The sequence below is a fragment of the Candidatus Eremiobacterota bacterium genome (assembly GCA_031082125.1).
Lineage (GTDB): Bacteria > Vulcanimicrobiota > CADAWZ01 > CADAWZ01 > Ess09-12 > Ess09-12.
Window position 1 is genome coordinate 123663 of the sequence record JAVHLM010000015.1, and the last position, 13273, is coordinate 136935.

The 13273-nt window shown below is 56.1% G+C and carries 13 protein-coding genes; 10 read left to right on the top strand and 3 right to left on the bottom strand.

Going from position 1 to position 13273, the window contains the following annotated elements:
- Positions 1-63 precede the first annotated feature (63 nt).
- Positions 64-963 (bottom strand): decarboxylating 6-phosphogluconate dehydrogenase, encoded by a 900-nt coding sequence (gene gnd, locus RDV48_17095; GenBank protein MDQ7824522.1) that lies wholly within the window; start codon positions 961-963, stop codon positions 64-66.
- A 207-nt stretch (positions 964-1170) separates the two neighbouring features.
- Here gnd and RDV48_17100 point away from each other — a divergent pair, with 207 nt between their 5' ends.
- The 4 genes from RDV48_17100 to RDV48_17115 all read left to right on the top strand — a co-directional run bounded on the left by RDV48_17100 (position 1171) and on the right by RDV48_17115 (position 5419).
- Positions 1171-3705 carry an ATP-binding protein gene (locus RDV48_17100; protein MDQ7824523.1) on the top strand — a complete coding sequence of 845 codons (2535 nt, stop codon included), beginning with the start codon at positions 1171-1173 and terminating at the stop codon, positions 3703-3705.
- An 82-nt stretch (positions 3706-3787) separates the two neighbouring features.
- Complete coding sequence (locus RDV48_17105) at positions 3788-3988, top strand: hypothetical protein (GenBank protein MDQ7824524.1); 201 nt, start codon at positions 3788-3790, stop codon at positions 3986-3988.
- An 11-nt stretch (positions 3989-3999) separates the two neighbouring features.
- Entirely contained in the window at positions 4000-4815 is an 816-nt protein-coding gene (locus RDV48_17110) for a hypothetical protein (GenBank protein ID MDQ7824525.1), read from the top strand.
- Entirely contained in the window at positions 4799-5419 is a 621-nt protein-coding gene (locus tag RDV48_17115; GenBank protein MDQ7824526.1) for a ThiF family adenylyltransferase, read from the top strand. The genes RDV48_17110 and RDV48_17115 overlap by 17 nt, the downstream gene beginning before the upstream one ends.
- Before the next feature lie 32 nt (positions 5420-5451).
- On the opposite strand, the gene RDV48_17120 is transcribed toward RDV48_17115, so the two are convergent.
- The gene (locus RDV48_17120; protein MDQ7824527.1) at positions 5452-5880 is read right to left on the bottom strand and encodes a type II toxin-antitoxin system HicB family antitoxin; all 429 of its coding nucleotides are present in this window, start codon (positions 5878-5880) and stop codon (positions 5452-5454) included.
- 326 nt (positions 5881-6206) lie between these two features.
- Between RDV48_17120 and RDV48_17125 the strand changes: the two genes are divergently transcribed.
- Complete coding sequence (locus tag RDV48_17125) at positions 6207-7874, top strand: hypothetical protein (protein MDQ7824528.1); 1668 nt, start codon at positions 6207-6209, stop codon at positions 7872-7874.
- Positions 7875-7925: 51 nt separating this feature from the next.
- Here the strand turns inward: RDV48_17125 and ytxJ are convergent, their stop codons facing one another.
- Positions 7926-8270: a bacillithiol system redox-active protein YtxJ gene (gene ytxJ, locus RDV48_17130; protein ID MDQ7824529.1), complete on the bottom strand. Its 345-nt coding sequence runs from the start codon at positions 8268-8270 to the stop codon at positions 7926-7928.
- Positions 8271-8436: 166 nt separating this feature from the next.
- Between ytxJ and RDV48_17135 the strand changes: the two genes are divergently transcribed.
- The 5 genes from RDV48_17135 to RDV48_17155 all read left to right on the top strand — a co-directional run bounded on the left by RDV48_17135 (position 8437) and on the right by RDV48_17155 (position 13195).
- On the top strand, positions 8437-8757 hold the full coding sequence (locus RDV48_17135; GenBank protein MDQ7824530.1) for an antibiotic biosynthesis monooxygenase: 321 nt from the start codon (positions 8437-8439) through the stop codon (positions 8755-8757).
- Entirely contained in the window at positions 8747-9934 is a 1188-nt protein-coding gene (locus RDV48_17140; protein ID MDQ7824531.1) for an iron-containing alcohol dehydrogenase, read from the top strand. Before RDV48_17135 ends, RDV48_17140 begins: the two co-directional genes overlap by 11 nt.
- 73 nt (positions 9935-10007) lie before the next feature.
- The gene (locus RDV48_17145; protein ID MDQ7824532.1) at positions 10008-11279 is read left to right on the top strand and encodes a Glu/Leu/Phe/Val dehydrogenase; all 1272 of its coding nucleotides are present in this window, start codon (positions 10008-10010) and stop codon (positions 11277-11279) included.
- Between the two features lie 150 nt (positions 11280-11429).
- Positions 11430-12440: a phosphotransferase gene (locus RDV48_17150; protein MDQ7824533.1), complete on the top strand. Its 1011-nt coding sequence runs from the start codon at positions 11430-11432 to the stop codon at positions 12438-12440.
- Complete coding sequence (locus RDV48_17155) at positions 12437-13195, top strand: HAD family hydrolase (protein ID MDQ7824534.1); 759 nt, start codon at positions 12437-12439, stop codon at positions 13193-13195. The genes RDV48_17150 and RDV48_17155 overlap by 4 nt, the downstream gene beginning before the upstream one ends.
- Positions 13196-13273 lie beyond the last annotated feature (78 nt).

A 13273-nucleotide genomic window follows, 5' to 3' on the forward strand; every position in this document is an offset into this window, starting at 1 on the left:
TACCGGGCTATGGGGCCGCCTCTCTGGAAATTTCTTCCCGGCGGAGCCCTTATCCTCCAGGCGTCACTTTTTTTTCATGCCATGGCCGCCGAACTCGTTTCTCAGCGCGGCAAGCACCTTGGCGCTGAATGACTCGCTCTGCCTGGAGGCGATGCGCGCGATGAGGGAATAGGTGATAATCGGCGCCGGCACGTTGTTCTGCAGGGCTTCCGCCACGGTCCAGCGCCCCTCGCCCGAGTCCTCCACGTAGCCTCTCACCGATTCCAGGTGCGGCTCGGCAGCGAAAATCCTCTCGGAAAGCTCGAGCAGCCACGACTTGATGACGCTTCCCCTGTTCCAGAGGGCTGCCATGCCATGGAGATCAAAACTGAACTCCTTCTTGGATTCAAGGATCTCGAAGCCCTCGGCGTAGGCCTGCATCAGGCCGTATTCGATGCCGTTATGGACCATCTTGGCGAAGTGTCCCGCACCGCTTGGCCCCACGTGGGCATAGCCGCCGGGGGGAGCAAGAGCCCTGAAGATATCCTCGGCATAATCGAAGGCTTCCCTGTCGCCTCCCACCATGAGGCAGTAGCCCTTTTCCAGGCCCCAAATGCCACCGCTTGTCCCTGCGTCAAGGAAAAATATCCCTTTTTCCCTGAGCTTTGCGGCTCTTCCCGCCGAGTCGCCGTAATAGGAGTTTCCCCCGTCGATGAGGATATCGCCCTTTTTCAGCAGGGATGCGAGGGATTCCACCATCTCCCCGGTGGCGCTCCCTGCAGGGACCATTATCCAGATAATGCGGGGAGCATTCAGCCTTTCCGCCAGGTCCTGCAGGGAGAGGGCAGGCGAAGCGCCCTCCTGCTCCACGGCCTTCAGCTTTTCGGGGCTCCTGTTGTAAGCGACGACCCTGTGGCCTCCCCTGAGGAGCCTTATCACCATGGGGGATCCCATCTTTCCGAGTCCCGCAAAGCCGATTTCCATAAGAGCCTCCATGAAGAATTTTACTGGAATTTCACCTTGCCACAGTATGAATCATCATATTCCCCCTGAAACCGGGTTCCCGGTTCCGGGTCTCTTTTTGGGGTCGGGCAGGTACATGATTCGCAAAAGAGGGGGAAACACCTCTGATGGATGAATTCTATAAGGAGGAAGCCTTATTCGAAAAAATACCTGGAGCGGTGTCTCTCTATGAAAAAGAGCAGCAGGCCTGTGGTCCTCATTTTTTTCGCCATCTTTATCCCCTCTCTTCTTGTTCTCCTCCTAGTTACGGCGGGCGTTTACGAGATAGAGACAAAAACCCGCGCCCAGATAGCGATGATAAGCCAGAATGCCGATGCAGAGCTACTCACCGCCTCAATCACCGCCGACCTGAGAGATGCATTCTCTGATCTGATGGTCTTTGCCTCGGAGTTTGAGGTCTGGGTCTTCGACCATCAGGGACGGAAAGACTGGCGCGACGTGCTGGTGGAGGAATACCTCTCGGTGATGAGGACAAAGACTGCCTATGGCAGCATATCCTTTCTGGACGAGACCGGAAGGGAGATTTTCAATATCTGCTCCAGCCCGGGGGGGCCCTACGCCACCGCATATGAGAGACTGAGAAATATCGGGCAGGAGCAGCATTTTATCAAGACCAGGAGCCTTGACAGGAAGGGGCTTTTTATCTCAACGCTGGTGAATGATGAGGGTGCGGGGCCGGGAAAGACCCTCTTTTTCCACCTGGGAAAGCCTCTCTATGACAAGGCAGGCACTATGAAAGGCGTGCTCTTTGTACGCTACCTGGCCTCCACCATCACTGACAAGCTCAGGAATTTCGCCTTTCACTCCACCGGCATTGATGTGGTTATTGATTCAGCAGGCATGGTGGTGATGCGGGAAGATATACCGGGAGACGGAAGGTTCCATGGCGAGTACCAGGATACCGAGATGCTGAGAGAGCGCTTTCCCACGGAATGGAAGCGTATTACGGGCCAGGACAGGGGACAGTTTGAGACATCACAGGGGCTTTTCTCTTTCAGGACCATATATTTTGACGATGAGGCCCGCAGGTTTGCGGCGAAGATTCAAGGCCTGCCGGGAGAGGGGACAGCTTCCCGGCCTTCGCAGGGATATTTCTGGAAAGTGATCTCCTATCTTCCCAGAACCTCCATAAAAGAGTCTGCCCAGTCTGTCCTCAGGGAGCTGGCCCTGCTCGACATGGCACTGCTCGTGGTGATTGCCCTGATATCGTGGTTTCTTGCCGTGGCGAGAAGCAGGAGGGAAAAGGCCGAGGAAGCCCTCAGGGAGTCCGAGGCGCAGTACTCAACGCTTGTGGAGCAGGCCCATGACGGTGTGCTGCTCATCAAGGAGGGGGTCATTGCCTTTTCCAACTCTGCAATGAGGGAAATCACTCTTTACCAGGCTGATGAGCTCAAGGGTATGAGATTTCTGGAGCTTGTAGTGCCTGAGGACAGGGAAAAAGCCGGGGAAGCCCTGGGATCCTGCAGCAAGCTCAGGGAAAAACCGCCGTTTCTGGAGATAGGTCTTACCGGCAAGGACGGAGCCAAGAGGCATATCGAGTTCTCCTCGTGTCCTATCTCCCTTGGCGGCGAGTATCCCCTGATGGCCGTGCTCAGGGATATTACGGCAAGAAAGCTTGCCGAGGATGAGCTTGCGAAAGCGAGGGAAGAGTTTATCTCCACCCTCACCCATGATATGAAGAGCCCTCTCACTTCAATCATGGGATTTCTTCAGCTCATCGCCGACAGGCGCTTCGGAGAGATCTCACAGAGAAAGCTGGATTTCGTGCAGACGATCAGGAACATGTGTGAAGTGCTGCTCTCCATGATAAACAACATCGTAAATGCCTCGAGGCTCCAGGCGGGAGAGATGTCCTACCACATGGAGGACTTTTCCCTGAAAGGCCTCCTGGGGGAGCTCGAGGAGACTTTTCACTCTCTCGCCGTCATCGGAAATGTGACGCTTGATTTCAGGTGCTCCGGGGAGCTGTGGCTCCATGGCGACCGCGCCAGGATAAGGGAGGTCTTTTATAACCTTATAAGCAACGCACTGAGGTACACCCCTTCGGCGGGAACAATCATCGTCAATGCAGCCGGTGACAAGGGGCGCGTCAATATCACCCTCTCCGATACAGGGTGCGGAATTCCCCAGGCCGAGCAGGGCAAGCTTTTCCAGAAATTCTCCCAGGTGAAGGGTGAACGTCAGGGCACAGGCCTGGGCCTCTTCATCGTGAAGAACATCCTTGCAGGCCATGGCTCCACGATAAAGCTTGAAAGCACCCCGGGGAAAGGCACGGCTTATTTTTTCAGCCTTCCTGAGGGCATGGCCTCAGTCGAAGAGGCGCCTGCCGTGAAATCCATTATCATTGCAGGCGATGACCAGAGCGGCATTGAGGCAGTGAAGGAGATGCTTGCACTGGAAGGCTATTCCATAGAGGTTACCAGGACATGCAAAGACCTTATTGAGATGCTCGGAAAGAAGAGCTATTCCCTCCTTATCCTTTACCAGAAGCTCCAGGACAGGGAAATAGCCGACCTTGCCGGCCTCTGTGGGAAAGAGCCTCTCCTTTCTGCCCTGCCGCGGATCCTTATCACCACTCTGAGGCTCCCCTCGACGGAAGGCGCCTTTGACGAGGTCATTCCCCTCCCAGTCGATACGCAGCTCCTCAAGATAATCGTAAAGAAAGTCCTTGCCCGTAATGCCCCGTCGGGCGCCCCGCTCTGAGAGCCACCCTTTCACTGTGCTTCGCGGCACAGATTTCTCCGCCCGGTCGGGATATACTTGAGAGAGAAAGGGAGGTGTGATTATGAAGGTTCATGTGCGCTGCCAGGGAAAAAGCACCACGCTCGACGCCGCCGAATGGGGCATTCATGGCGACATGCCCGACAATACCATCAGGAGCATTCTTTCAGATTTCATCGAGCTGCCCCGCCAGGAGCTCAGCAAGCTCGTGATAGACAGGAACCCTGACGGGATTGTCATCCGCCCCCCCGCGGTTTTTGGTTAGAAGGTGCTGTCATGTCAATGGAGGTGCTTGAGAAGATACTCTCCCGTGAGGAGACCATGGTGGGCCGGCAGTTCGTCGCCCCCGTCATCGCCGGCAGAAAAGTACAGATGAGACACTCCGGCGCAGTGAGAGAGCTTTCTCTTGCCCGCTCCCATGAGGGCTGGGGAGTCTTTGCCGTCAGAGCCGGCGGCAGGGCCGGGTTCGTGAGGGAGGCCGAGGAATGGGAGCGCCAGGACTACCTTGCCTCGTGCCGCAGGGTCTCCATGTTGCTCTTTCACCGCGATATGGGCGGGACCTGGTGGGCCTGCGACATGGGCAGGGGAAGAGCTATCGCAGTGCATCTCGTCGAGGGCTGCCGCATGTTTGACAGAATCGTGGTGGCTCATGACGGTCTCTCTCATCTGTTTGTGTACCTCGACGAGAAAGTGTCGCCAGAGAAAGGCGAGAAGCTCCGTGAAGCCTTTGTGGGCGAGAGGCCTGCAGAAACGCTCTCCCTGGATTTTTTCACCGCCAGGGAGCTTGAAGCCTATGTACGGGCTCTTGATCTCCATAAGATAACGGAGAAATCACACAAAGAGGCTCACATAAGGCGGATAGAGGAAGCTCTCCGCCTCGGCGAGGGGCACCTCGTGGAGTGCACCGAGGTCGATGCCGGGTACAGGGTGATATGGACCAGGAACGGCGTGGGGTATTCGACGATCCTTGACAGGAATCTGTCAGTCCTCTCGGCGGGGTTCTGCCTGGCCGGAGGCGACAGGCTCCAGGACATCACGTCGCTTTCTTCGCTTGTGGCGTTGAGGGGAACCATCGGTGACAGACCTCGTTGAGGTCGAAAGGAAAGCCATGGAAGCTGAAAAGAGACTTCTTATCTGCGGCGCCGGTACCCTTGGCGGGAACCTTGCCGAGAACCTCGCGCGGATGGGTATAAAGAGGTTCACGGTCCTGGACAGGGACCGTGTGGAGGAGAGAAACCTTGCAAACCAGCCATACAGTACCGCTGACGTGGGCCAGCCCAAGGCGAAGGCCCTGGCGTTTTTTCTCTCCCGTGCCTGCAGAGCTGAAGTCACCTCCCTCAACAAGGACCTCGTCGAGGGGAACTCGGACCACCTCCTGAAAGACTGCGGCCTTGTCATCGATGCCTTCGACAACAGCATGGCGAGGGGAATAGTGAAGGATACCGCAGCGAGGCTTTCAATTCCCTGTGTCCATGCCGGTATCAGCAACGACGGCTACGGCGAGGTCATATGGAATGAGCGCTATAGAGTGCCGGAAGGAGGCGGTGAGGACCCCTGCGAGAGGCCCCTCTCGAGGAACCTCTCACTTCTTGTGGTGTCGGTGGCCACAGAGGTAATTCTGGCCTACCTGGAAGAGGGAACCATGAGGAATTACACTGTCACGCTGAAGGATCTCGCCATCACCGAATACTGCTAGCAAACCGGCCATCAACACTACTGCGCCAGCCTTCAGCAGTCGGCCAGGAACTTTTTCGCGGCCTGTTCCCAGAGTCTGTTCTGGCTCATTCTTCTCTCTCTGGCAATGTCGCGCATGCTTTCAAATATTTCATTGCTCACAAAGAGCCCTATCTTTCTCTTGCTCGGGCGCTCTCCCCTCATGTTCCTGCACACCGGGCACTGGCAGTATTTCTTGTGGGCCATGCGCTGGATTATATGGATATGGGGCTGGACCCAGAGAATGTCATCACCTTTCACGCTTGTGGAGACAGGCACTCTGCGGTTCTGGTCAATGAACTGTTTTATCGTCGCAGACAATATCTCGCTTGCGTTCTTTTCAAGCTCTTCCAAGGTGTCGCCCCGGGCCGAGAGATTCCTGAAATTGATAAAATCAGCGGAAAAGCCCTTTTCCTCTATCGTCACTCGTGCAGGGTACCTCATGGTCCAATCCTCCATTTTTCATTGCCTGACTTGCTGCAAAGCCGGCTTTATCTATTCTTCCGTGCCTTCCTGTTGCCGTCATCATCTAATTATATTATAGCATATTGCTAGTAATATGTTAATGGCCCCCCGGCCTCACGATTCTGGCTTGCTTTTGCACGGAACAAGCGACTGGCAAAAGATGAGCCGATAATCACTGTCACATTCCGATTCAGGCCCATCTGTGCTCCGGGGCACACAGGGGCGGTATCATGGAGCACCGACCTTTTTCCCCTCTGCTGGTATACTGGAGATACAAAGAGAAACTACCGCAGAGGAGGATCACTATGAAAGCCTTCGCAAAACTGATAAAGCGCCTGGGGGGAAAGAGCGGCGAATCCGAAGCCGCGGAAGTGCAGCACATCACCCCCCCCTCGACACGACAGCAGAGAAAGCGCAGCAAAGGAATGGGTAAAAATAAGGCCGTCCTTGCGCCCATCCTTGAATACCGCGATATCCTCAGCCGCTCCCGCAGCAATGCCTCGTCCACAGGTGAATGCGGCATCCGCTCGAGGCTCATCGACAGCTTCCTCAAGGCCAGCCATGGCGACCTGGCAACCTTCGGGAAGATTCACCTCCGGGCCCTCGAGGAGGATCCCATCTTTTACGCCCACATCGCCCGGTGGTACCTCGAGAAAGGCACAATCCGCGATCACCACGAGCTCTTCGCGGCCCACCTTCTCACGAGCACTTTTCCCGAGCACAGGATCCACGGCACGGTGCTCCTCCAGCACCTCCGCCCCTACCAGGTGGCACGGGTAGTCCGCTACTGCAAGGAGATTCTCAATTTCACCACGAGGGCCCTCAGGTCAGCCGTCACCTTCTACCTCAGGAGAAGGGAAGAGAATCCCCTCTGGTTCGATGAGCACGTCATCAGGAGGCGCGATGTCCTCAAGTATCTTTATGCCACGCTCCATATCAAGCCCGGCGAGAGGGCGGAGAAGGTGCTCTTCCGCAATGACCCCCCCCAGGACAGCAGGGTCTTCGTCGCCAAGAGGCTCAAGCAGTATGCCGACAGGCCCGACGAGCAGGCGAGGATGATTCTTTCCCACAGGATCCATTTCACTGCCTGCCTTGGTGCCATCAAGCATTTCACGCCCGGCATCCTCTACGCCCTTGCGTCGGTAATGACGCCCCAGCAGGTAATCAATTCCCTCAAGTTCTTCGAGAAGAGGGGCGCCCTCCAGAGCGGCGAGACAAGATCGGTCATCGAGGAGAAGCTCCGCCATGGAGCCAAGGAGTCCCGCGTGTCGGACTTCAAGTCCATGGTGGCCCTCTCAAGGATAAATGCCGACGCCAATCTTGCGAAAGAGCTCATTGAGCTCACGGCAAAGCGCATCAAGAACAGAGGCACCATCAACATTCCCACGGCAATCTTCGTAGACAAGTCGGGGAGTATGGAGTGCTGCATCGAGATAGGAAAGCTCCTGGCCACCATGTGCTCGTCAATTGCCACGGCGGACCTTCACGTATACGCCTTTGACAGCAACTCCTTCGAGATACAGGCGAAAACCGGCGATTTCACCGCCTGGGAGCGGGCCTTCGCCCCCATCAGGGCCAACAACGCCACGAGCATCGGGGCGCCTTTCTCCCGCCTCATGGAAAAGAATATCGATCAGGTGCTTGTCATTTCCGATGGTGAGGAAAATGTGCCTCCCAAGTTCAAGGACATGCTTGAGCGTTACGAAGCGCGCCACAGGAAGACTGTGAAAGTGATATTTGTCAAGGTCAATAACCACGGGGTGACTTGCTTTGAGAAGGACATGGAGGGGAAGGACTTCACGGTAATTACCTTTGACGGCGATTACTACAACCTTCCCAACGTGATCCCCCTTCTCCTGCCCGGCAGCGGCTTCGAGCTCGTCGAGGAGGTGCTGTCGCTCCCTCTCTATGAAAAGGAGGCACTGAACAGTCTTCCCGTGCAGTTTGACGAAAACACCTTTGAAGTGCTTTAAGAGTGCTCTTCTCTGCGGCAGTATGCTGCCAAGCCCCGCAAGGGGCCTTTTCTATTGCTTCAGCGCCGAAGCGCAGGCTTTCCTGAGGCTCTCCGCGGTGATGAAATAGTGCGATGCGTTCCACACCGGCGCGCCGTTCACGAAGAGGATGGCCTGGGGAGACTGATGGGCAATGCCTGTCTTTTCGGCTATGATCCGGGCAAGGTCTCTCTCCTCGATGACAGGGATTTTCCAGCACTCCACGCCCCCGGCGGCAGCAGCGAAGGTTTCAAACTCGCGGTTGGCCTTGGCTGAGATGGGGCACTGCGTCGAGTGCTTCAGGAGAAGCACGGGCTTCGCTCTGCTCGAAGCGACGAGCTTTTCATAGTCTTCCCGGGACTCACAGGGATTGATCATTTGCGGCGCTCCTTCACACAGGATTCATGAGGTCCATGAAGTATATTATACGATGAGACCCTCAATGAGTGCAAGGAGCGGTTGCAGGCACCTCAGTCATGAAAAAGTGATCCCCTCGCCTGGAAAACCGCAGCACTCCCCATACAGAGTAAAAGGAGGAAAGATTATGCTTGTGGTGCTTGTGCATGTCCATGTGAAGGAAGAGTCTATCGGGTCATTCAGGGAGGCTTCTCTTGAGAACGCCAGGGCGAGCATCAAGGAGCCGGGAATTGCCCGGTTTGACGTCATCCAGCAGAAGGACGACCCTTCAAAGTTCATCCTTATAGAGGTGTACAGGACTCCCGACGACCCGGCGAAGCACAAGGAGACAGCCCATTACAGGAAGTGGAAGGACACCGTCGAGGCGATGATGGCCGGGCCGAGGGCGAGCTCGAAATATGACAACGTGTTCCCCGGAGAGGGCGGGTGGGATTACCATGAAGTTTGAGTTTGCCACAGCCACCAGGATAGTCTTCGGGAAGGGGGTGAAGGACGAGCTCGCAAAGCTTTCAGCCTCCTTCGGATCCCGTGCCTTCGTGGCTTCAGGGATGCCTTCCGCGGTGCGCGATCCCCTGCTGGAAAGCCTTTCATCCCAGCAGATAGGCTGGAGCCTCTTTGAAGTGAAGAGTGAGCCCACCATGGCCATGGTGAGGGAAGGCACAGAGAAGGCCAGGGCTTTCCGGTGTGATATGGTAATCGGGATAGGCGGAGGGAGCGCCATGGACACCGCCAAGGCCATAGGGGCCCTCCTCGCCAATGACGGTGACCTCCTTGATTTTCTTGAAGTGATAGGGAAAGGCATGCCTCTGGAGAACCCGCCTTTTCCCGTCATTGCCGTTCCCACCACGGCGGGGACAGGAGCCGAGGTGACCTGCAATGCCGTTATGGAATCTCCGGAGCACAGGGTGAAGGTGAGTCTCAGGAGCGCTCTCATGTTTCCCCGTATCGCCCTTGTGGACCCTCTCCTCACGGTGGGCCTCCCGAAGGAGGTGACGGCAAGCTCGGGCCTTGATGCCCTCACGCAGGTCATTGAGCCTTTTGTATCCCACAAGGCAAATCCCATGACCGATGCGATCTGCCGTGAAGGCATCGCGAGGGCAGGGAGGTCCCTCAGGCGCGCTTATGAATGCGGAACAGACGAGGCAGCCAGGGAGGATATGTCGCTTGTGAGCCTTTTCGGTGGCATGGCCCTTTCAAATGCCAAGCTTGGTGCGGTCCATGGCTTTGCCGGCCCACTCGGGGGGATGTTCCACGGGAGCCATGGCGCTCTCTGCGCCTCGCTCCTTCCCCATGTGACGGCAGCAAATATAAGAGCCCTCAGGAAGCGCGGGTCAGGAAGGGAATCACTTTCACGATTTGATGAAATAGGGCGTCTTCTCACAGGCAATGAAAAGGCGGCCTCCAGGGAGGCCGTAGAGTGGCTGGAAACAGTGTGCGCGGCACTTGAGGTGCCTCCGCTGTCAGCTTTTGGAGTGAAGGAGGAGGATATTCCCCTCGTGGTTGAGAAGGCAAAAGGGGCAAGCAGCATGCAGGGAAATTCTGTGAAGCTCGAGGACGGTGAGCTCGCAGAGATCCTGGCGATGGCTCTCGCAGGGAAAAGCTCAGTCCCTCAGGGCAGGAAATAGCACTCTTACGAGGGAAGGAGGACTCCAGGGGAAAAGAAACATCTGCAACATCAGACCGGAAAGGAGAATTTGCATGTCATCAGTCAAAGAACGACAGAGCGTGTACCAGAACGTGATCACGCAGTTCAACCATGCTGCTGACCTGATGAAGCTCGATTCCGACATCAGGGCCATACTGTCAAGGACCACCAATGAGGTGATTGTGAACTTTCCTGTGAAGATGGATGACGGCAGGATAGAGATGTTCACAGGCTACCGCGTCCAGCATAACAATGCCCTCGGCCCTTACAAGGGAGGGCTCCGCTTTCATCCCGCCGTCGATATTGACGAGGTGAGGGCCCTTGCCACCTGGATGACCTGGAAGTCCGCCATTGCCAATATCCCTTACGGCGGTGCCAAGGGGGGCATCCAGCTTGATCCCGCGAAGTATTCCGACCATGAGATTGAGAGGATATCAAGGCGCTTCACCTTTGCTCTCGGCGCGAACATCGGCCCCGAGTACGATATCCCGGCTCCTGACGTGAACACCAACGCCCAGATAATGGCATGGATTCTTGACACCTACCTCTCGACCATGCCTCCCCATGAGCGCCAGCGCTGTGTCCACGTCGTGACGGGGAAGCCCATCGAGTCGGGCGGGAGCCTCGGAAGGGACAAGGCCACCGGCCAGGGTGTTGTATATACCATCGAAGAATGGGCCAAGGACAGGAAATTTAATCTCAAGCGCGCCACCTATATGGTCCAGGGCTTTGGCAATGTAGGCTCATGGGCTGCCAGGCTCCTCCATCCCCATGGGAGCAGGCTTATCACCGTCGAGGACCATACAGGCGCCCTCGCCAATCCCAAAGGGATTGACCCTTTCGCCCTCGCGGATCACGTGAAGAAGAAAAGAGGCGTCAAGGGATTCGCTCATGCCAGTGAGATAAGCCACAAGGAGTTTCTTGCCACAAAGGCCGACATATTCATCCCTGCGGCCCTGGAGAACCAGATAACGAAGGACACCGCGCCTCTCCTGAATGTAAAGCTCATCGCCGAAGGGGCCAACGGTCCCACCGATATTGACGGTGATAAAATTCTCCGGCAGAAGAAGATCGATCTTATTCCAGATGTTCTCTGCAACGCCGGGGGAGTGATCGTAAGCTACTTTGAGTGGCTCCAGAACAAGAGAAGCGAGATATGGGAGCTTGAAGAGGTTGACGACAAGCTCCACAAGAAGATGGTGAGCAGCTACCAGAGGGTCCGTGAAACGTCGCTCCATCACAAGGTGGACTGGAGGACAGCGGCATACATGGTGGCCCTGAGCAGGCTTGAGAAAACATATAAGGAGCGCGGCATATTCCCGTGATATGCAGTCGGGGTCTTTTACGCCAGCCACAAGGCCGGGGAGACCCGGCCTTTTTAATCCCCCCTGCGGCGCATTGAAAGAACTTGCAGGATCGGGTATAATAGGGATACTGATTCTGCAACCAGGAAAATTCAGATACAGGTTATTGCTATGAACGGCGAATACTGCGGCAGGCTCTCAAGGCTTGACCCCCTCTATTACTGTCTTGACGAGGATGTAATGCCTCTTCTCGGGGTGGCTCCCGGAGGCAATGAATATCATGTCTTCAAGGCCAACAGCTCAAAGGACGTTTATCTTTACGAATGCGAAGGCGGCCCTGCCGTGGTGGGCAAGTTTTATTCACGGTCTCACGAGGGGTATAATGATCATGCAGGGCGCTGTGCCCTCCACGAGTTCCACAACCTGAGCCTCCTCAGGAGCTATGGGCTCCATGACTATCCTCACTATGTCGCGAGGCCCCTTGCTTTCAACGCATCCTGCAACAATGTCCTTTTTGAGGAGTTCTGCAAGGGCGAGCCCCTCTCAGCCTTTATCGACAGGGCCCTTTATGACGGTGACGAAGGCGGGCTTTATGAATGCCTCACAGCCCTTGGCTTTTTCCTGGCCACGCTTCACAACAGGACTGCCAACGGCCACCCGGTGTACTTCCGCCAGGAATGCTCCTACATGGGGAAGCTTATGGAGCAGCTTCAAGAAAAATCCTTGATAGGGTATGAAGAAGCGGAGGATTTCATGTTCTTCTGCGGGAGGTGGCATGACCGCCCCGAGATGTGGGAAGACCGCCAGGTCCTTATCCATGGTGATGCCACGCCCTCCAATTTCATATTCAGCGGCGGCATCTCGGTAACGGCCATCGATCTTGAGCGCCTGAAGCGCGCCGACAGGGCCCATGACCTCGGCAGGATTGCCGGCGAATTGAAGCACATGTTCCTCATGGCAAGGGGAGAGGGACAGAGCGCCGAGCCTTTCATCGGCCACCTTCTCGGTGCTTATTCATCGCATTTCCCCGACAGGGTGAGGGCCTTTTTCTCAATCACTGCGAGGATTCCTTTCTACATGGCAGAGACGCTTCTGAGGATCGCCAGGAATGACTGGTGTGAGAAAGAGCACCGCCTGCGGCTCATAGCGGAGGCCTTCCACACCCTCAGGAGCGGCGAATGACTCTCAAGGCCATACTCTTCGACGTCAATGGAACCCTGGTGGACGTCCTTACCGATGAGGGCATGGAGGAGATCTACAGGGCCATCGGCCACTTTCTCTCCTATTACGGCATCAGGCTCCACAGGCACGAGGTCAGGTCCCTCTACTTCTCCATAATGGATGAGCAGCGGCATGCCGGTGGTGAGCAATACCCTGAATTTGACGCCGTTGCCATATTCAGGGAAATCATCAGCCGCTATGAGACTAAGCGCATCAAGTGCCTCACCGCCAGAGAGCATAAATACATGGCTCTTTTCCTCGCTCAGCTCTACAGGGGGATTTCCCGTAAGCGCCTGGAGCTTTACCCCGGGGTGAAAGAGGTGCTGGAAAGCCTGAAGGAGAGATATCCCCTCGCCGTGGTCACCGACGCACAGAGCGCCTACGCAGTTCCCGAGATGGAGCTGGCAGGGATCGGCGGCTATTTTTCCCCGGTGATCATCTCGGGCGACTACGGGTACCGAAAGCCGGACCCGAGGCTTTTCCAGCATGCCCTGTCGGCTCTCAAGGTGAAGGGCGGTGAGGCGCTGTTCGTGGGAAATGACATATACAGAGATATTTACGGCGCACGGCAGGCTGAGATGAAAACAGTGCTCTTCATGACCGACCATGGCGACAAGGAGAGGGAGGGCACGGAGCCGGATTTCGTGGTAAGGGATTTCAGGGAGCTTCTCGAGGCCGTCGAAATACTGGAAAGGGGGCAGGGGGATTGGAAATGAGATCAGGATTGGAAATGAGATCAGGATTGGAAATGAGATCTATCCGCCGTGCAGCATTTTTTGGAGGTGCAGCCTTGA